The 17,566-nt window shown below is 64.0% G+C and carries 24 protein-coding genes; 10 read left to right on the top strand and 14 right to left on the bottom strand.

Translation table 11 applies throughout. From position 1 onward, the window contains the following. Positions 1 to 96: 96 nt before the first annotated feature. Positions 97 to 360, top strand: coding sequence for a hypothetical protein (locus tag IH615_RS10420; RefSeq protein WP_291361801.1), 264 nt, complete (start codon positions 97 to 99; stop codon positions 358 to 360). A gap of 2 nt (positions 361 to 362) precedes the next feature. Here the strand turns inward: IH615_RS10420 and IH615_RS10415 are convergent, their stop codons facing one another. Beyond that, a complete protein-coding gene (locus tag IH615_RS10415; RefSeq protein ID WP_291361800.1) occupies positions 363 to 1,127 on the bottom strand; it encodes a glucose 1-dehydrogenase in 765 nt (254 codons plus the stop codon). Positions 1,128 to 1,318: 191 nt separating this feature from the next. On the opposite strand from IH615_RS10415, the gene gndA reads away from it, so the two are divergent. Together gndA and IH615_RS10405 are read left to right on the top strand one after the other, a co-directional pair. Then, positions 1,319 to 2,737 carry an NADP-dependent phosphogluconate dehydrogenase gene (gene gndA / locus IH615_RS10410; RefSeq protein WP_291361799.1) on the top strand — a complete coding sequence of 473 codons (1,419 nt, stop codon included), beginning with the start codon at positions 1,319 to 1,321 and terminating at the stop codon, positions 2,735 to 2,737. A gap of 66 nt (positions 2,738 to 2,803) precedes the next feature. Beyond that, positions 2,804 to 3,172, top strand: a complete 369-nt coding sequence (locus IH615_RS10405) for a nuclear transport factor 2 family protein (protein ID WP_291361798.1) — start codon at positions 2,804 to 2,806, stop codon at positions 3,170 to 3,172. 21 nt (positions 3,173 to 3,193) lie between these two features. Here the strand turns inward: IH615_RS10405 and IH615_RS10400 are convergent, their stop codons facing one another. From IH615_RS10400 to IH615_RS10385, 4 genes are all read right to left on the bottom strand, one after another. Further along, the gene (locus IH615_RS10400) at positions 3,194 to 3,676 is read right to left on the bottom strand and encodes a GNAT family N-acetyltransferase (RefSeq protein WP_291361797.1); all 483 of its coding nucleotides are present in this window, start codon (positions 3,674 to 3,676) and stop codon (positions 3,194 to 3,196) included. Further along, on the bottom strand, positions 3,654 to 4,997 hold the full coding sequence (locus IH615_RS10395) for a TCR/Tet family MFS transporter (RefSeq protein WP_291361796.1): 1,344 nt from the start codon (positions 4,995 to 4,997) through the stop codon (positions 3,654 to 3,656). Before IH615_RS10395 ends, IH615_RS10400 begins: the two co-directional genes overlap by 23 nt. 114 nt (positions 4,998 to 5,111) lie before the next feature. Further along, the gene (locus IH615_RS10390) at positions 5,112 to 6,329 is read right to left on the bottom strand and encodes an FAD-dependent monooxygenase (RefSeq protein ID WP_291361795.1); all 1,218 of its coding nucleotides are present in this window, start codon (positions 6,327 to 6,329) and stop codon (positions 5,112 to 5,114) included. Between the two features lie 9 nt (positions 6,330 to 6,338). Next, entirely contained in the window at positions 6,339 to 6,584 is a 246-nt protein-coding gene (locus tag IH615_RS10385; RefSeq protein WP_291361794.1) for a zinc-finger domain-containing protein, read from the bottom strand. A 140-nt stretch (positions 6,585 to 6,724) separates the two neighbouring features. Between IH615_RS10385 and IH615_RS10380 the strand changes: the two genes are divergently transcribed. The 3 genes from IH615_RS10380 (at position 6,725) to IH615_RS10370 (ending at position 8,776) form a co-directional block, all read left to right on the top strand. Then, entirely contained in the window at positions 6,725 to 7,480 is a 756-nt protein-coding gene (locus IH615_RS10380; RefSeq protein WP_291361793.1) for an alpha/beta hydrolase, read from the top strand. Positions 7,481 to 7,574: 94 nt separating this feature from the next. Beyond that, a complete protein-coding gene (cysE, locus tag IH615_RS10375) occupies positions 7,575 to 8,405 on the top strand; it encodes a serine O-acetyltransferase (protein ID WP_291361792.1) in 831 nt (276 codons plus the stop codon). A 152-nt stretch (positions 8,406 to 8,557) separates the two neighbouring features. Then, entirely contained in the window at positions 8,558 to 8,776 is a 219-nt protein-coding gene (locus IH615_RS10370) for a DUF3126 family protein (protein WP_240229517.1), read from the top strand. Between the two features lie 199 nt (positions 8,777 to 8,975). Here the strand turns inward: IH615_RS10370 and IH615_RS10365 are convergent, their stop codons facing one another. Together IH615_RS10365 and IH615_RS10360 are read right to left on the bottom strand one after the other, a co-directional pair. After that, a complete protein-coding gene (locus IH615_RS10365; RefSeq protein WP_291361791.1) occupies positions 8,976 to 9,395 on the bottom strand; it encodes a CBS domain-containing protein in 420 nt (139 codons plus the stop codon). Between the two features lie 144 nt (positions 9,396 to 9,539). Next, entirely contained in the window at positions 9,540 to 10,217 is a 678-nt protein-coding gene (locus IH615_RS10360; protein ID WP_291361790.1) for a hypothetical protein, read from the bottom strand. 112 nt (positions 10,218 to 10,329) lie between these two features. Between IH615_RS10360 and IH615_RS10355 the strand changes: the two genes are divergently transcribed. Then, the gene (locus IH615_RS10355) at positions 10,330 to 10,650 is read left to right on the top strand and encodes a hypothetical protein (RefSeq protein ID WP_291361789.1); all 321 of its coding nucleotides are present in this window, start codon (positions 10,330 to 10,332) and stop codon (positions 10,648 to 10,650) included. A gap of 255 nt (positions 10,651 to 10,905) precedes the next feature. Here IH615_RS10355 and IH615_RS10350 read toward each other — a convergent pair whose 3' ends face one another. From IH615_RS10350 to IH615_RS10335, 4 genes are all read right to left on the bottom strand, one after another. Further along, positions 10,906 to 11,538, bottom strand: a complete 633-nt coding sequence (locus IH615_RS10350) for a transglutaminase-like cysteine peptidase (RefSeq protein ID WP_291361788.1) — start codon at positions 11,536 to 11,538, stop codon at positions 10,906 to 10,908. 141 nt (positions 11,539 to 11,679) lie between these two features. After that, positions 11,680 to 12,204, bottom strand: a complete 525-nt coding sequence (locus tag IH615_RS10345; RefSeq protein ID WP_291361787.1) for a hypothetical protein — start codon at positions 12,202 to 12,204, stop codon at positions 11,680 to 11,682. A 72-nt stretch (positions 12,205 to 12,276) separates the two neighbouring features. After that, the gene (locus IH615_RS10340) at positions 12,277 to 12,909 is read right to left on the bottom strand and encodes a PilZ domain-containing protein (protein ID WP_291361786.1); all 633 of its coding nucleotides are present in this window, start codon (positions 12,907 to 12,909) and stop codon (positions 12,277 to 12,279) included. A gap of 128 nt (positions 12,910 to 13,037) precedes the next feature. Continuing rightward, positions 13,038 to 13,691 carry a PAS domain-containing protein gene (locus IH615_RS10335; protein WP_291361785.1) on the bottom strand — a complete coding sequence of 218 codons (654 nt, stop codon included), beginning with the start codon at positions 13,689 to 13,691 and terminating at the stop codon, positions 13,038 to 13,040. 179 nt (positions 13,692 to 13,870) lie between these two features. Here IH615_RS10335 and IH615_RS10330 point away from each other — a divergent pair, with 179 nt between their 5' ends. After that, on the top strand, positions 13,871 to 14,605 hold the full coding sequence (locus tag IH615_RS10330) for a rhomboid family intramembrane serine protease (protein WP_291361784.1): 735 nt from the start codon (positions 13,871 to 13,873) through the stop codon (positions 14,603 to 14,605). A gap of 3 nt (positions 14,606 to 14,608) precedes the next feature. Here the strand turns inward: IH615_RS10330 and hisI are convergent, their stop codons facing one another. The 3 genes from hisI to folE all read right to left on the bottom strand — a co-directional run bounded on the left by hisI (position 14,609) and on the right by folE (position 16,617). Continuing rightward, positions 14,609 to 15,055, bottom strand: a complete 447-nt coding sequence (hisI, locus tag IH615_RS10325; RefSeq protein WP_291361783.1) for a phosphoribosyl-AMP cyclohydrolase — start codon at positions 15,053 to 15,055, stop codon at positions 14,609 to 14,611. A 40-nt stretch (positions 15,056 to 15,095) separates the two neighbouring features. Beyond that, positions 15,096 to 15,929, bottom strand: a complete 834-nt coding sequence (locus IH615_RS10320; RefSeq protein WP_291361782.1) for an AraC family transcriptional regulator — start codon at positions 15,927 to 15,929, stop codon at positions 15,096 to 15,098. Positions 15,930 to 15,996: 67 nt separating this feature from the next. Continuing rightward, positions 15,997 to 16,617 carry a GTP cyclohydrolase I FolE gene (gene folE, locus IH615_RS10315; RefSeq protein ID WP_291361781.1) on the bottom strand — a complete coding sequence of 207 codons (621 nt, stop codon included), beginning with the start codon at positions 16,615 to 16,617 and terminating at the stop codon, positions 15,997 to 15,999. Positions 16,618 to 16,760: 143 nt separating this feature from the next. On the opposite strand from folE, the gene IH615_RS10310 reads away from it, so the two are divergent. Together IH615_RS10310 and yidD are read left to right on the top strand one after the other, a co-directional pair. After that, positions 16,761 to 17,213 (top strand): iron-sulfur cluster assembly scaffold protein, encoded by a 453-nt coding sequence (locus tag IH615_RS10310; protein WP_291361780.1) that lies wholly within the window; start codon positions 16,761 to 16,763, stop codon positions 17,211 to 17,213. Further along, a complete protein-coding gene (gene yidD, locus IH615_RS10305; RefSeq protein ID WP_291361779.1) occupies positions 17,213 to 17,524 on the top strand; it encodes a membrane protein insertion efficiency factor YidD in 312 nt (103 codons plus the stop codon). The genes IH615_RS10310 and yidD overlap by 1 nt, the downstream gene beginning before the upstream one ends. Positions 17,525 to 17,566: the final 42 nt, after the last annotated feature.

Genomic DNA, 17,566 nt, shown 5'->3' with positions numbered 1-17,566 from the left:
TGGCGGGGCCAGCGCCGGTGCAGGTTAGCCGAGGCAGGATGGTCTTGTTCGGGGGCGGCATGGTGCCGGCGTCCCGAGCAGGATCGGAGAACTGCCATGAAAACCCTCGCTATCATTGCTGCCCTTGGGCTGTCTGTCGGGCCGGCGTTTGCAGTCGACAATTTCTACGATACGTCCACCAAGCTCAATATTGGCCAGTTTGCCGGCAATTGCGCCAGCATGGGCGGCGACTTTACGTCCCATGGCAACAATGCGGGCACCTGCAAGACCGATTCCGGGCTGGACGTAACCTGCGCGCGCGACCAGGGCATTACCACCTGCTCGGGTGTTGTTCCCAAGTCGCCCAAGACGCCGGCCTGAAATCACACCGTGGCGGTGAAGGCGCCATCGACATAGAGGATGTGGCCGTTGACGAACCGCGCTGCTTCGGAGGCCAGAAACACCACGGCGCCGCCGAGTTCTTCGGGCTGGCCCCAGCGGCCCATGGGCGTCCGGGTTTCGATCCAGGCGTTGAACTTGTCGTCCTTGAGCAAGGCTTCGTTGAGTTCGGTGGCGAAATAGCCCGGCGCGATGCCATTGACGTTGAGCCCATGGCGGGCCCAGTCGACCGCCATGCCGCGCGTAAGATTGGCGACAGCGGCCTTGCTGGCCGCGTAGGGCGCGATCGAAGGACGCGCCAGCTCGGACATCAGCGAGCACGTGTTGATGATCTTGCCGGCGCCACGGGCGATCATGTGGCGGGCAACGGGCTGGCTGACATTGAACACCGAGGTCACGTTGGTGGCGATAACCTGGTCGAATTTCTCGGGCGGGAAGGCCTCGAGGCTGGAGCGGAACTGCATGCCGGCGTTGTTGACCAGGATGTCGATCGGGCCGAGCTGGTCCTCGATATAGGTCACCGCTTCGTTGATGCTGTCGCGGCTGGTGACATCGAAGGCGACGGCGTTGACGGAAGCGCCGGTGGCCGACAGATCGGCGGCTGCGGCGCCCAGGGCGACATTGTCCCGCGCATTGAGCACGACCGATGCACCGGCTTCGGCGAGGGCTTTTGCCATGGCATAGCCCAGCCCGCGACTCGATCCCGTCACCAATGCTTGCTTGCCGCTGAGGTCGAATGGCGATGGCATGAGCGTCCTCCCGAAACGTTGCCGGACCCTAGGGGAGGCGCCACTACGCTGGCAATAGTTTCTTCCATACAAGGCTGGCCAATCGGCCAATTTTTCCGCTAATACGACTTCCGTCTGCGGCTGGATTGTGGTCAGGTCGCCGCCGCGCGTAGCGCATGTATTCAAGACGAAGACCTCGGAAGGACTGTCGTATGTCGACTGCGGATATCGGCCTGATCGGCCTGGCGGTGATGGGAAGCAACCTCGCCCTCAACATTGCCGAAAAAGGCTACACCATCGCCGTTCACAACCGCACGGCGTCCAAGATCGACGAGTTCGTCACGACCGCCAAGGGGCAGGGCCTGGACGGCAAGGTCATTCCCAAGGCCGACCTCAGCGAATTCATCCAGGCCATCAAGGCGCCGCGCTCGATCATCATCATGGTCAAGGCCGGCAAGCCGGTCGACGAGATGATCGAACAGCTGCTGCCGCACCTCTCGCAGGGAGACGCCATCATCGAATGCGGCAACTCCCTGTTCACCGACACCCAGCGCCGCTTCGACTATCTCAAGCCCAAGGGCATCGGCTATCTCGGCGTCGGCGTATCGGGTGGCGAAGAGGGCGCGCGCCATGGTCCCTCGATCATGGTTGGTGGCTCCAAGGCGCAATGGCACAATGCCGAGCCAGTATTGACCGCCATTGCCGCCAAGTTCAACGGCGAGCCGTGCGTGGCCTATCTGGGCGAGGGTGGTGCCGGTCACTTCGTCAAGACCATTCATAACGGCATTGAATATGGCGACATGCAGATGATCGCCGAGGTCTATGGCGTGATGCGCGACGGATTGGGCATGAGCCCAGCCCAATGTGCCGACGTCTTCAAGGATTGGAACAAGGGTCCGCTTAACTCCTATCTGATCGAAATCACCGGCCACGTGCTGGCCGCGGTCGATGACCAGACCGGCAAGCCGCTGGTAGAGCTGATCCTCGACAAGGCCGGCCAGAAGGGCACCGGTGTCTGGTCCGCTATCGTGGCCCAGCAGATGGGTGTGCCGGCAACGGCCATCGAGGGCGCCGTCGCGGCCCGCTCGATCTCCTCGCGCAAGGATGAGCGCGTGGCGGCTGAAGCTATCTATGGCAAGCCCAACCGCGCCAAGACGGATGTGACGCTGGCCGATCTCGAAAAGGCGCTGCTGGCCGGCAAGATCGTCAGCTATGCCCAGGGTTTCGCGGTCATCGCCAAGGCCTCCGAGGAGAATGGCTGGAGCCTGCCGCTCGCCACCATCGCCAAGATCTGGCGCGCTGGCTGCATCATCCGCTCGCGCTTCCTCGACCAGATGTCGGCGGCCTATGCCAAGGGTGGCAATGCCAACCTGCTGGTGGTGCCTGATTTCGTGGCGCTGATGAAGGACAGCCATCCGTCGCTGCGCAAAGTGGTTGCCGCTGCGGCCCAAGGCGAATTCCCGATGATCTGCCTCTCGGCCGCGCTGAGCTATTTCGACAGTTACCGCCAGGCGCAGGGTACGGCCAACCTGACCCAGGGCCAGCGCGACTTCTTCGGCGCACATGGCTTCGAGATCGTCGGCCGTGGAACGGACCTGCACGGCACCTGGCCGAGCACGCTGGGCAAATAAGCCGTGACCTGACAACGAGTCGAAGGCCCCGCCTCTGCGCGGGGCCCTTTTGTTTGGAGCGATGCGATGACGCCGCAAGACCTGCTGAAGCTCTATGAGAGCCAGATCAACCTCCACCGGTTCGACGCTGTCGCGCCGCTGATCGCCGCGGACGCAGTCTTCTGGTTCAACGATGGCTCGTTTGTGGGACATGCGGCCATAAGCGGCGCCTTTAAGCGAACCTGGGCCAGTATGGGGGATGAGATCTACTGGCTAAGCGAGCTGCGCTGGATCGCCGTGGGCGACATGGCGGCAAGCTGCATCTACCAGTTCAATTGGAAGGCCTCGATCAACGGCCAGGAAGCGTCGGGGATCGGACGCGGGACAACCGTGCTCCGCCATGAAGCGGACGGTTGGCGGATCGTGCATGAACATCTGAGCGGCATTCCCGGCTAACCCACCGGGCGATGCGGCGTCTCAGAGCGGCTTGAACATCAGCAGGGCATCCACCAGCCCAAGGCGGGGATGGTTGAAGGCTTTGGGTAGCCGGGCCAGGATGTCGAAGCCGAAGCTCTGCCAGAGATGCACGGCGGCCTCGTTGGTCGAGACCACGAAGTTGAACTGGATGCCCTGGAAGCCCTGGGCGCGGCAATAATCAATGGAATGGGCGCAGAGGGCGCGGGCAATACCACGGCCCCGCGCGGCCGGCGCGGTCATGTAGCCGCAATTGGCAATATGGCTGCCACCGCCCTGCTGGTTGGCACGGACGTAGCTGGCCCCCAAGACGACGCCGTCTTCCTCGGCAACGAAGTTGACCTTTTCGGGCGAGGCGAAATAGGCCCGGGCAACGGCCTCAGTGCCGTCGCGGGGCAGGGCGAAGGTCTCGCCTTCCCGCATGATCGGCTCGATGATCGCCCAGAGATGGGGCCAGTCGGCGTCAGTGGCGAGGCGGATCTGCATCTGGATTGTCGGCATCTTCGTCGATGGGCGGAACACGAATCTGGCCCGGTGGCGGCATGTCGGGCACGTGGGGCTTGTTGGCGATCGAGGGGCGGTGGCCGAGCTCGAAGCGCCAGGCGGCGAAGGTGAACAGCACGAGGGCCCCCACGACGCAGATGGCCGCGGCGAGGAACGGCGCGCCGGGGAAGTAGCCGGGCGAGTCGGCCGCGTGGGTGAAATAGGAGAAGATCTGCGTCGCGGCGAGCGGACCGATAATCGTCGCCAGCGAGTTGGCGGCGTTGACGGCGCCCTGCAACTCGCCCTGGGCGTTGTCGGGCACCTGGCGCGATAGCACGCCGTTGATGGCGGGGGCGGCCAGGCCGCTGATGGCGCCGATCATGATGAAGACATAGAGGTAGAACACCTGGTCGGTAAAGGCCACGCCGGCGAAGGCGACGATGGCGGCGAGCAGGCCCAGTATGGCCACCGGGGGCTCACCGACGCGCTTGACCATAGGTCCGACGAGGAAGGCCTGGCAGATGGCAAAGCCGATGCCGAAGGCGCCCAGGGCGCGGCCGATATTGGACGAGGTGAAGCGGAACACTTCCACGGTGAAGTAGCTGAACACGGTCGGCAAGGCCTGTGCCGCAAGCGAGAAGGCGAAGAGTACGGCCAGCAACCAGAGCACGACCGGATACTGCTTGAGGGCAAGGACGGCGCCGAACGGATTGGCACGGCGGATGTCGAATTTGCGGCGGGAATGCTTGGGCAGGCTTTCAGGCAGGACCAGCAGGCCGAACAGGAAGTTGGCGAAGGCCAGACCTGCTGCCGCAAAGAAGGGCACGCGGGCGCCGAATTCGCCCAGTTCGCCGCCGATCACCGGGCCGATGATGAAGCCGAGGCCGAATGCGGCACCGATGAGGCCGAAGCGCTGGGTGCGCTTATGGGGCGGCGTGATATCGGCCATATAGGCGGTGGCGGTCGCGACGGCCGCGCCAGCGCAGCCGGCAATGATGCGGCCGATGAACAGATACCAGACCACCGGGGCGATCGACATCATCAGGTAGTCGAAGGTGAGGCCGAGCAGCGAGCCCAGCAGAACCGGACGACGGCCAAAGCGATCGGAGAGGTTGCCCAACACGGGCGAAAACACGAACTGCATGAAGGCGTAGGTGAAGACCAGATAGCCGCCGATGACCGCCGCATTGGCCATGCTGCCGCCAGTCAGGTCCTCCAGCAGTTCCGGCAGCACCGGCACGATGATGCCGACGCCGATCATATCGAGCAGGATCGTCACCAGGATGCAGGCGAGGGTCAGGCGTGAGCGGGTCGCTGCTTGCATGCTTGGGCGCTAACCTCTGGAATTCGGACCGACCGCCGTTGTGTCGGGCAGTTGACACAGGCCGGCCTGCCAACGCAAGACCGAAGGGCGCGACAAAGTTCCATCGCAGCGCCGTTAGTCGGCCCCGGACGCGGCGCTCCCCGGCAGAGACACCGGCCGGATTTCGTGAGCGTAAAGCCAGGCCAGCCGCCGCAGATGCCCACGACTGCCCTGCAGGGCAATCACTGCGTTGCGGGCGATACTCAGCGGCCACGGCATATGGAAGATGCGGCCATTGGTGGCGGATGTCCGGGCGACAAGCTCGACGCGGCGCTGCCGCGCCTGCTCGTATTTCTCGAAGGCCGCTTCGGCAGTGGGCTCGGCGATGAGCAGCGGGGCCAGCGTGGCGGCGTCCTCGATGCCCATGGCCGCGCCCTGCGCCTGGAAAGGCACCATGGCATGGGCCGCGTCTCCCACCAGGCCGATATTGCCCGTGTGCCAGCTCTTGGCCTCGACGGTCGAGAGGGGCCAGGCCGACCATCGGTCGCCTGCGGCAGTGAGCAGGATGTCGAACCGTGGACTGCGCCTCAGGGTTCCGGGCAGGAGAGGGTCCCTGCCAAACTCGGTCTGATTTTTGGGGACCCTGGCGAAGAGGGCAAGATTGACCTGGCGGCGGTGCGGCAAGGGGTAGCAGACCATGTGGTGGCCTGGCGCGAAGAGCACGGAGACGCGGTCGAGGGCAATCTGGCCGACGACGGAATCAAATGGTACCAAAGCGCGCCAGGCCACGCGCTGGCGGTACTGGGCTGGAGGGCCGCCGAGAATTTCGGTGCGGGTGCGGGAGTGAACGCCGTCGGCGCCGATGAAGCCATGGCCCCGCCCGGTGCGCGACTGCCCGTTGGCCTCGTCGATCGAGACAGTGATGCCCCGCGCATGGGAGACCACGTCCCAGCCGCGGACGCCGAACAGGATGTCGATATTGGCAAAGCGCCGGCAGGCCTTGTAGAGCGCGTCGGCGAGATCGGCGCGGTGCATCACGGCATAGGGGGCGCCGAAACGTTGCCGCATGACGGCGCCGAGTTCCAGCGTCACCAGCGGTGCGGGGCGGCGCCAGGGGTAGATGTCGATGCCTGTTGGCTCGAGGCTGCAGGTGGCCAGGGCGTCGTCTAGCCCGAGATCGTTGAGGATTTTCCGAGCGTTAGGGCTGATCTGGAGGCCCGCGCCGAATTCGGAAATGGTCGGGTTGCGTTCGAGCACGACCACTGTGGCGCCGAACTTGGCGAGCGCCAAGGCCAGCGTCAGGCCGGCGATTCCTGCGCCGGCGACATAGTAGGTGCGGCCGCTGCCGGGCATGGCCCGCGCTTAGGCGGCGTCGGCGTGGAAAATGGCGGAGAGCGGGTTGGCGGTGCCTTCGGCCAGACGCGAATTGAAGACGTAATGGGTTGAGCAATAAGGACAAACCGCTTCGTTGTCCTTGCCCATGTCGATGTAGATATGGGGGTGGTCAAACGGGGGCATGGCGCCGACGCACTGGAATTCCTTCGATCCGACTTCGATCTGGCGAAGGCCTTCGGTGTTGTGGAAATGGGGCGTGGTGCCGTGTGCCATGGCGATAAACCTGTTTGATTTGGCCGGACCATATGCCAAGGACGGAGTGAAGGAAAGGGTTCACACACCCTTGGCCAAAGGGTCGCATCCGGTGACCAAATGCTGACACACTGTTAGCATCGAGAGCAGGAAAACGCTGTATGCCGCAGTTCCAGTCTGACGGATTAAGCCTTGCCTACCAGAGCTTTGGCGAAGGTTTCCCGGTGCTTTGCATTCACGGGTTTGCTTCAAGCGGGAAGGTAAACTGGATCGAAACCGGCTGGGTCGAAACGCTGACCCGGGCGGGCTATCGCGCCATCACGCTGGACAATCGCGGGCATGGCGATTCCGATAAGCCCACCGACCCCGAACTCTACTATCCGGCCCTGATGGCCAAGGATGCCGTGGCGCTGCTGGACCATCTGGGCATCGAGCGGGCGGTCATTCTAGGCTATTCGATGGGCGCGCGGATAAGTGCTTTCATGGCCTATGCGCATGAGGACCGTGTCGCCTGCGCCATTTTTGGCGGCATGGGGATGAACCTGATCAACGGGCTCAGCGACGGCAATGACATCATTGCCGGGCTGCTGGCGCCCTCGCTGGCGGAGCTGACGCATCCGACGGCAAGGCAGTTCCGCATTTTTGCCGACCATACGGGTGCTGATCGCGCGGCGCTGGCGGCCTGCATGGAAACGTCGCGGCAGCCGATGGCGCGAGCCGACGTCCGGCGGATCGCTGTGCCGGTACTCGTGGCGGTGGGCGAGGCGGACGAAATGGCTGGGCCGCCGGAGCCATTGGCCGAATTGCTGCCGCAGGGCGAGGCCTTCGTCATCCCCAAGCGGGACCACATGCGGGCCACGGGCGACAAGGCGTTCAAGACGGCAGCGCTGGAATTTTTGGGCAAGACGTTGGCCTGATACAGGCAATCGTGAACCAAACAGTGCGTCCGGGCTTTGTATCGGAGTAGAGAATGGCTTATATCGGTGTTTCTCGATGAAGCGGAGCCGCCCCATGCCCACCAGTGTCAGGAAGTCAGCGGAGATCAAGGCGATCGACCCGGTCTGGGACGCCGTGCGCGCCGGGGCGCAGCAGATCGTGGCGGCCGAGCCGTCGCTGTCGAACATGGCCATCTCCGCGATTCTCAACCACGACACGTTCGAGCAGGCGCTGGCGCACCGCCTCGCGGCGCGCCTCGACCATGACGATGTGTCGGCCGATCTCATTCGTCAGGCTTTCGCCGAAACGCTGGCGGATGCGCCCGAAATCGGCGAGCGAGCGCGCGTCGACCTTGCGGCCACACTGGAGCGCGACCCGGCCTGCCACCGTGCGGTCGAGCCGTTGCTGTTCTTCAAGGGCTACCAGGCCATCCAGACGCATCGTTTTGCTCATGCCATGTTCAAGGCGGGGCGGCGGGACTTTGCGCTTTACCTGCAGAGCCGGTCCAGCCAGGTGTTCCAGGTGGACATCAATCCCGCCGTGCCGATGGGCAAGGGCATCATGCTGGACCATGGCACGGGGCTGGTGATCGGCGAAACTGCCGTGGTGGGCGACAATGTCTCAATGCTGCAGAACGTGACGCTGGGCGGCACCGGCAAGTCGGACCAGGACCGCCATCCCAAGATCGGCAATGGCGTGCTGATCGGGGCAGGGGCCAAGGTCCTGGGCAATATCATTGTCGGCGACTGCTCGCGCATTGGCGCGGGATCGGTGGTGCTCAAGGACGTGCCGCGGCGGGTTACCGTAGCCGGCGTTCCGGCCAAGGTGATCGGCGAAGCCGGCTGTGCGCAGCCAGCGCTGGTGATGGACCAGATGGTGCTGGTGCACGACCTCAACGCCCGCTGACCCGGCAAGGCCGGCAGATGACGCGGTTGGCTTAGCCAGCCGGCAAGCCCGCCGAGCGGGTTGTCACCGCTAAAATGGCCATATTCAGGGGTTGTATGCGTGGCAGCGGTGACTAGATTGCCGGCTCAACGCAAATCAGCAGGACACCGACAGTGAACCATCCCGAGATCATCAAGCTGCAGAAGTTCCTGCAACTGAAGTTCAACAACAGGAATATCGACGTGCGGCCGCGCGCCAAGCTCAACGATTCCGTCGAAGTGTTCATTGGCGATGAATCGATCGGGCTGATCCATGTCGACGACGAGGACGGCGACAAATCCTACATCTTCAACATGTCGATCCTGGATATCGACCTGGATGAAGTGAGCTGAGAAGGTCCCCGCGAGAGCGGGGATTTTTGTTTTTGGGGGGCGGTCGGCCTGCGGCCGGAGTTTTGTTTTGCGTACCCTCCTAGCCTCCCCCTGATAGGGGGAGGGATCCTTGCGGTGACCGTTACTCGATCGTGCCCCGAACTCGATCTGTCCCTCCCCCTGTCAGGGGGAGGTTAGGAGGGGGTACAGGCCGCCGACTTCAGGCATGGTGGGCGGAAACGGCCTGCATGACCTCGGCCGACATGTCGCGCGGGGCGAAATCGCCGATGTCGCCAAGGGCCAGCATGCCGACCATGCGCTTGTTTTCGTCGATGACCGGCAGCCGGCGAATGGCCCGGTCTTCCATGATGCGAATGGCGTCCCCGATATCCTCATCGGCGCGGCAATAGACGATGGGGCCGGTCATGACGTCCCGGGCGGTCAGGCTTTCTATTGACCGGCCGTCCGCCAGGCCGCGCAGCGCGATATCGCGGTCGGTCACCATGCCGATCAGCCGGTCGTTCTCACCAATGGGAATGGCGCCGATATCCTCGTCGCGCATCTTGCGCGCCAACTCGCTGAGGCTGGTTTCCGGTCCGACCCAAGTCACACCGGCATGCATTGCTTCCCTGACCTGCATTTCGTCCTCCTGTGGCAAACCTGGCGCCCAGGCGTGGGCCCGCCGCCAGTATGACGCAACGAGAATGGCTGGGGCTTGGTTCCGTCGGCCCGGCAGGGTGTGACGCGATATCGGTGCCCGGGAAGACGGCGCGTGTTGGGCAGCTCACCAGGCCCCGATGTGACCCAGCCAGCGCTCCATTTCGGTATCGAACTGGCGCCAGGATTGCAGGGCGGTCGCGCTGAAGGTGTAGACCGCCGCGATGCCACTGGGCAGGTAGGCGGTCCGGACACATTGCGCGACCCCTTCGGGGGCCACGGGCTCCACGCATTTGGCGACGAAGGGATTGGGCGAGAGGGCGTCATACCAGACGCTTTCGCCGGCATACCCATTGCTCGCCAGCATGGGCTTGCCCACCAGGCCCGACACGCCGCCAAGGGTATCCTCACCGAATTGATGCACATAGACTCGGTCCAGCAGAGCAGCGCTGGCACGCGCGCGGCTGCGGGGCAGCAGCGTTATGTCGACCGGCATCGCCGCCTCGGCCCCTTCGGGTGAATAGAGGATGCGCAGGTCGATCTGGTTGGTGAAGCCGTTGCGGATCTGCTCGCCATAGCGGAACCAGGTGGAGGGGATGGACAGTTCGCGCCCGGAAATGGTCTGCAGAATCGGATCGGCATCATCGAGCGATGGGGCTGGGGCGCGGCTGGTGCGCCCCAGTTCGTCGACCAGATAGGCCGCGCCAACGGCCAGCAGCAGCACCAAAACGGCAATGCCGGCAAGATTATAGGCCAGCGACGGGGCGCCGGAATGGCGATGGGCCGGAGCCGATTGCGAACTCATCTCCAGCATTAACCAGTTTAGCCGTAGGGACGTGACAGCGCATTGGACGGGCAATATGCTTAATGAAGGGTTAACAACGCGCTTGGCGCGTCTGCGGCGGGGACGGATTGGCATGACCAGGGAATTGCTGCTTGCGGCCTTCTTGATTGGCGTTGGCTTGTGTATCGCCGGTGCCGGCACGCATCTCTACCAGTGGCTCGCCCGCCAGCAGGCGATGCTGCGCTATGACGGCGAGACCTTCATCAATTCGATGGGCAACCTGGCGATGAGTTTCGTCTGCGGCCCCTACATCATGCTGCAGATGGGCTGGCAGCAGGAGGAGGGCGGCACGCTCTCGATGACCTCCGCGCTGGTCTCGGCCGTGGTCGCCTTCGGCTGGGCCTTTATCACGGGCCTGCTGTTCATGGGCATCTACGTGGCCGTCCGGTTCTAGGGGCATCGTCGTCGCCGAAAACAATGAGGCCAGCTTCGGGTTGCGAAGCTGGCCTCATTCATCAGACCCCTATCAGGGATAGGCTTTGGGCGGGGTCCGGAACTCTTCGGAACTCGGTATCCAGGGGATGCCGGCCTGCAAATCCCGGCCTTCTGCGCTTCCGGTGCTCACGTACTGGAGTACGCTCCGCTCCGGTTCTCGAAGGCCGGCATTTTCGGCTCGGCCTGCCCTGGATTCCTTCGCTCCTCTGTCTGCTCAGTTGATCGCTGCCGTGGCCACGACGATGTCGCGGGTGTCGATCATGTCGACCCACTGGCCGGCATCGGCTTGCGACTGGCGCTTGATGAACTTGTAGGGGGTCTGGCTCCACAGGTCGACCGAGCCGACCTGGTTGTCGAGCACCAGGTCGCCGCGATCGGTGCGGACCATCAGCACGGCATGGCCTTCGCCATTGGCCTGCTTGACCACAGCCATCAGCAGCGTCGAGGGGGGCCAGCCGGCATTGACCAGCTCGCGGCGCTTGGCCAGGGCATAGTCTTCGCAATCGCCGTAGCCGTTGGGATAGGTCCAGAATTCGGCGACCTGATAGAGGTCCTGGTCGGTGACCGGCACGACATGCTGGTTGACGCCGGCATTGATTGAGAGCAGCTGCTGCCACAGCCCCTCGGTCAGCGACACCATCGCGACCGGATTGGCATTGGCGCGGCATTCGTCGGGGCGGCTGTTGCAGAACTCGGCATGGCCCACCGGAATGCTGGTGGTGCCGCCCACGGTCTGCGCGAAAGCGACGTTGGTGGTATCGAGCGCCTGGGCGGGACTGATGATCGCGGCGAGCGCCATGAAGGCACCCATGAACGCGGCTCCCAGTCCTTTCTTGTTGGATTGCATTATGTGATCTCCCTGATGGAGACCACGTTAGGAGGGCCGGCTTAGGCCGGTCCGAAAACTGTCACGCAGTTTTTATGCGTGTTTTATCGATGTGATTCCGGCAAAATTTACCATGCGGGGCAGGGGCTTGGCTTGGGTTGCTCAGGAATGGATTCGGGCGAGGACCTGGGCATAGAGCGCGTCATCCTGGCCGGCGCCCTGGCGGCATTGCTTGGAGCCGATATGGATGGTGGTGACCTGGTCCAGCGCTGCCGAGGTGTAGCGGAAGGTGTCTTCCGCGTCCGCGCCCGGGCTCATGTGCCAGTTCTGGTGGTGGGCAACGACGTTGTCGCCGCCGGCATCGACTGCCAACGCGGTGACGCAGACGTAGTCGTCGTCGCGCGGATCGGAGTCGGTGAGGCGCTGGGTGAGTCGCAGTTCGCCCCGTGCCAGATCGAGTTCGATCGATATGTCGACCCACTGGCTGCGCTTCCAGTCCCACTTCTGGTGGTAGGGCGGGCAGACCAGCACCGTAGCCGCGGCCTGGCAATCGGCGACCTTGATCTGTTGCCAGGCATAGCCGTTCCAATCGCCACGGCCATCGGCGAAGGCGCCCTGGGAAGAGCCAAACGAGAGCAGGGTTGCGGCGAGTGCCGTCAGGCTGGAGGCGCGGAGCAGAGTTGTCATAAAAGCATCATAGAGGCGTCGGACGGGCAGGAGAATTGACAGTGACGCGTAGCGGACCTGTCCGCAATGCAGTCAGTTCATCCGCAGATTCTGCTGAATGACGGTCAGCATTTCCTGGGCCGAGGCGAATTCGACCGCGACGCCGTTCTGGAAATGGCGGACGACGCGGGCGCGCATGCGGCCGAGCGTAACCGGGGTGCCCATGGCCGGGCGGACGTCGAGCTCGATGGCGGCGCCGGAGAGCGAAATATCGATGATCTTGCAATTGTAGCGGCGGCCATCGTCGAGCACGACGGTGGAATGGCGGATATCGGGCACCACGCGTTCATGGCGCCGGTCCTCGGGCAGGTTGAGAATATCCTTGTTGGCCAGCCAGGTGAGCTGGGCCGCCATCTTGTCGCGCTTGCGCGGCGAGGCGGCGATATCCATCAGGAAGCCGCCTTCCACCTGGTTGAGGATGGTGCCTTCGATACGACCCATAAGGTCGATATAGGCGATGACCTTTTCGCCGGGGCTGCCGGCTACCGGCGCGATCACCATGGCATCACCGGGCGACATTTCGAGGACCTGGCAGGGAAATTCACGGCGGTCGGCCAGCATGTAACGGCCGAGCACAGACACTTTCACGCGCTGGAATTTGCTGGTCTCAGCGCGCGTGCGAACCGGGGCGATGAACTGCGGTGAGGTAAGGTCGTCGCTGAGCATTCGCCGGACCACTGACGCTTGTGTTGCCAAGACAAGCTAGCTGGTCTTGGTTAACGCAAGGTATTGGGGTCGCCCGCACAGCACCACGAAACACGGCACAAATTGTCTGTGCGGCGGAGAGGAATTGCTTACTGACGGCCGCCGTCGATGACAGCGAGATGGGCGTAGCGACGGGCGGTGCGGCCATAGACCACCGCCGGCATGGCCACTGGCGAGGCGGCGCTACCAAAGCCGCCATCGTTGCCGACGCTGGTCGCCACTTCGCGCACCGATTCTTCCATCGAAATGTCGTCCGGCCAGATCAGGCGCAGGCCGGTAATGCGCTGCTCGAGAATGGGCTGGACGCCGAGCCAGTAGGGCTCGTCCAGGGCCGTCATGGCGCCGAGCAGGCGGGTATGGGTGGAGCCATTGTGGCGCAGCGGCATCAGAATGGTCTCGAAGGTTACCTTGGTGTGGACAGCCGTGGTGCCCTGGAAGGTTACCAGCGCGACGGCATGATCCTCGGTGACGGCGCGGAGGAGGGTCTCCATCGCGTCATGGTCGCGTTCATGCCAGAGGGCCGAGAAGGAGCGGCCCTTGAGCTCGCGGCAATAGCTGGTGCACAGATGCGAGCCAGCGAGGCGGAAGGAGAACTTGTCGCTCTCGTCAAGCTCGAGAATGAAGGTATTGGCAAGGGCGTCGCGGATGCGGGTGGGGTCGATATCCTTGCGGTCGGGGGCGCTGCGCGCACCGCGGATGGAATTCCAGTACTCGTAAAGCGTCCTGGTGCTGTTTTTTTGCATATCTTTGACCCGCCACGTCCAACCGTGCGCTCCCCTTTGGGAACGCGTCCGCCACAAGCCGACATTGGCAAAAGCGGGGGGCAAAAGCGCCCTTAAAGAATAGTTAAGGTTAACGTCTGTGGCCCAATGTGGAAAAGAAGAGCGTAACGGGCGCGGCGCCAGCGAGTCGGAGCGAAGTGATGAATGAACAAGGTGGGGCGCCGGTAAATCCGCGTCAGCCGGGGCGGGAGCCGATCTTCCTGTTGCCGGGCGACGTCACCGCCATCATCGGCGTGCTGGTGGCCATTCACCTGGCGTCAACCCTGGTGCTTAACCAGGCCGGGCAGATGCAACTGGTCTTCTGGTTCGCGTTCCAGCCTCTGCGTATCATTGCGGGACTGGATGATCTGTCGCTCGCTGTGCCGCTGATCTGGACGCCGTTCAGCCACGCGCTGCTGCATGCGAGCTGGGAACATCTGCTGGTCAACGCAGCCTGGTTTGCCATCTTCGCGACGCCGGTCTCGCGGCGATACGGGGCAGGGCCGATGATGGCGATCTTCTTTGTCTCGGCAGCGGCCGGAGCGGCCCTGTTTGCGGCGACGACGCTCTATTCGGGCTCGTACCTGATCGGCGCTTCGGGCGGGGTGGCGGGACTGACCGGCGCGGCGGTGCGATTCATCTTCCAGCCGGTGATCGTGGCGCAGCATCCCGAGACGGGTGAGCGGGTCGTCGTGGGGCGGCGGCTGGCCTCGTTCGGCGACCTGTGGCGGGACAGTCGCGCGCGATTCTTCATCCTGATCTGGGTGCTGCTCAACGCCGCCGTGCCGCTGCTGCCGCTGCTGACGGGCACGCAGATGGCGGTCGCCTGGCAGGCGCATCTGGGCGGGTTCTTCGCGGGGCTTCTGCTGGTGGGGCTGTTCGAGCGGAAGAGCTAGGCCCTAGTAGACGTCCTTGGGATCGAACAGGCGGGGCAGGCCGCGGTCCTCAAGGAGCACGCCAGCTTCGCCGACCACCGCCTTGCGGTAGAAGCAGCTCTTGCGGCCGGTGTGGCAGGCGGCGCCACGGCCGGTCTGGTTGACGACCAGTACGATGGCGTCCTGGTCGCAATCGGTGCGCAGTTCGACGACTTCCTGCAGCTCGCCCGAGGTTTCGCCCTTTTTCCAGAGCTTGCCACGCGAGCGGGACCAGTAGTGGGCGATGCCGGTTTCCAGCGTGAGCGACAGGGCTTCGGCATTCATGTGGGCCAGCATCAGCACCTCGTTGGTGCCGGCTTCTGTCGTGACCACGGTCACGAGGCCCGCCGCGTCGAAGCGGGGGGCGAAGGCGGTGCCTTCTTCAAGCTGCTCGTGGGTAAGGGGCGCTGGGTCGGCAAATGTGAGGGTCATGTGGGGGTTCTAGCGCCATGAAACGGTTTGATCCAGCCGGTCAGCGGACAATCGACACCCAGACCTCGACCAGGCCGTTGCCGGTAAAGGGATCGTGCTCGGTGCCGTAGCGCTCGAAATTGGGGCCGCCGGTGGGGATGAGCGGGCTGTTGGGGAAGTAGTGGGCCCATATCGAATAGGCGGTGCGCCGCATGGTCGAGATGTGGCCCTGGTGCGCGAATATTGCGTAACGCTGGGCCGGGATGTCGATATAGGCCATGCCTTCATCGAGGTCCGCGGTGGGCGACACTTCGACGCCGGCGAGGTAGCCGAAGCTGCAATCCTCTTCGAAATCGGCGGCGACGCCATAGGTGGTGGTGCCGATCTGTCCGGGCATGTTGCCGACGAAGGGCGCAAAGCGCTGCCAGAGGGCGGGAATGCCGTGATTGGTGGCGAAGGTATAGCGCTCGCCAAAGCCGGCTATGCGCAGCGGGGCGCCATCGACGATGCGCGGCTCGGGCAGGGTGGCCAGCAGGGTCTCATCGATGCGCAATGGCTCGACCAGCAGAGCGGGATCGGCGATGCCGTCGGCGCGGAGCTGCTCGGGGGTCTGGCCAAAATGGTCGCGGAAGGCGCGGGTGAAGGCTTCGTGGGAGGCGTAGCCGACATCAAGGGCTACACTCAGGATGTCGGGGGCGCCGTCGAGGAGCTTTTGCGCAGCCAGGGTCAGGCGGCGGCCTCGCACATAGGCCATGACCGGCTGGCCGGTAATGGTGCCGAAGCTGCGCGACAGATGAAAGCGAGAGACACCGCCGATTTCGGCGATGTCATCAAGGGTGATCTCCTCGGCAAAACGGGTCTCGATGAACCAGATGGCGCGTTCGATGAATTGCATGGCGGACCGGACGGTGAAAGTGCGGTTCTGCCAGCCTAGCGCAGGCGGCGCTTGATCGCGATTGCGATCAGCGCTTGATCATCGCGAAAAACCGATCCTGCTCCACCCGGTCCTCGGCGAAGACGCCGGTGAAGCGGTGGGTGACGGTCGAGGCGCCGTGGGCGCGAACGCCGCGCATGGACATGCACATATGCTCGGCCTCGAGCATGACGGCGGCGCCGCGCGGGCCCAGGTTCTCATTGATGGCGTCGATGATCTGCGCCGTCAGGTTTTCCTGGGTCTGAAGGCGGAGGGCGAAGACATCGACGAGCCGGGCCAGCTTGGAGAGGCCCACGACGCCATAGTGCGGCAGGTAGGCGATGTGCGCCCGGCCGACGAAGGGCACCATGTGGTGCTCGCAGTGGGAGCTGAAGGGAATATCCTTGACCAGCACGATATCGTCGTAGCCACCGACCTCCTTGAAGGTCTTGGAGAGGATGGATCTGGCGTCCTGCTCGTAGCCGGCGAAGAACTCGCCATAGGCGCGGGTGACGCGACCGGGCGTCTCCAGCAGGCCTTCGCGGGTGGGGTCGTCGCCCGCCCACGCGATGAGGGTCCGCACGGCGGCCTCTGCCTCTTCGCGCGTGGGGCGAGGGAAGGGCGCGGTCGAGCTGGCTACGGGGGCGAAAGTCTTCGTGCGGGCATCCATCAAGGTGGCTCCTTGCGTCTGGTCATTCTATGAGACCATGACGTTTCTGGACCACCGATTGCGACGCAACCCTGACAGTCCGCTTGGGACGTCCTATATAGAAGCCCGTGGCGGCAGCCACAAGAAACAGAATTGTGCGTTTGATGGAACTCAGCGATCTCTATTCCCAAAAGATCCTCGATCTCGCAGGCAACGCCCCGCAGCCGGGCCGGCTGGCCGGCGCGGATGCCAGCGCGCGCAAGGTGAGCCGGGTCTGCGGCTCGGTGATCGAGGTGGATGTTGTCGTGCGCGATGGCGTGATTGCCGGTTATGGTCACGAGATTTCTGCCTGCGCGCTGGGGCAGACGTCGGCGGCCGTGGTGGCGCGGGAAATCGTGGGTACGCCGGTCGCCGAGTTCCGGCAGCTGCGCGAGCAGATGCATGCCATGCTCAAGGAGAATGGGGCGCCACCATCCGGAAAATGGGATGACCTGCGCTTCCTCGAGCCGGTGCGCGAGTATCGGGCGCGGCACATGTCGACGCTGCTGGTGTTTGATGCGGTGGTTGAGGCGCTGGAAAAAGCCGAATCCGCAGAGTCGGTTGCGGCTGCAAGTTGATGGAGAGAGTCAGTGCCATCTTCTGGCGGGCCGTGGACCTGCCGTTCAAAATTGTCGCGGTGCTGCTGATCAGCATCTATCGCTATACGCTCTCCGCCTTTGTCGGCCGGAGCTGCCGGCACCTGCCGACCTGCTCGGAATATACCAGCAATGCGATCTGGAAGTTCGGCTTCTGGCCGGGTGGCTGGATGGGGCTGGCAAGGTTCCAGCGCTGCCGGCCGGGCGGCACCCATGGCTATGACCCGGTGCCGGAGACGGTGCCTGATGGCGCGCGGTGGTACATGCCGTGGACCTATGGGCGGTGGAAATAGTGTCTCCCCCTGGCCGTCACGCTCGGGCTTGACCCGAGGGCA

Source organism: Devosia sp. (genome assembly GCF_014860165.1).
GTDB lineage: Bacteria > Pseudomonadota > Alphaproteobacteria > Rhizobiales > Devosiaceae > Devosia.
This window is presented reverse-complemented; position numbering and strand designations above follow the sequence as displayed.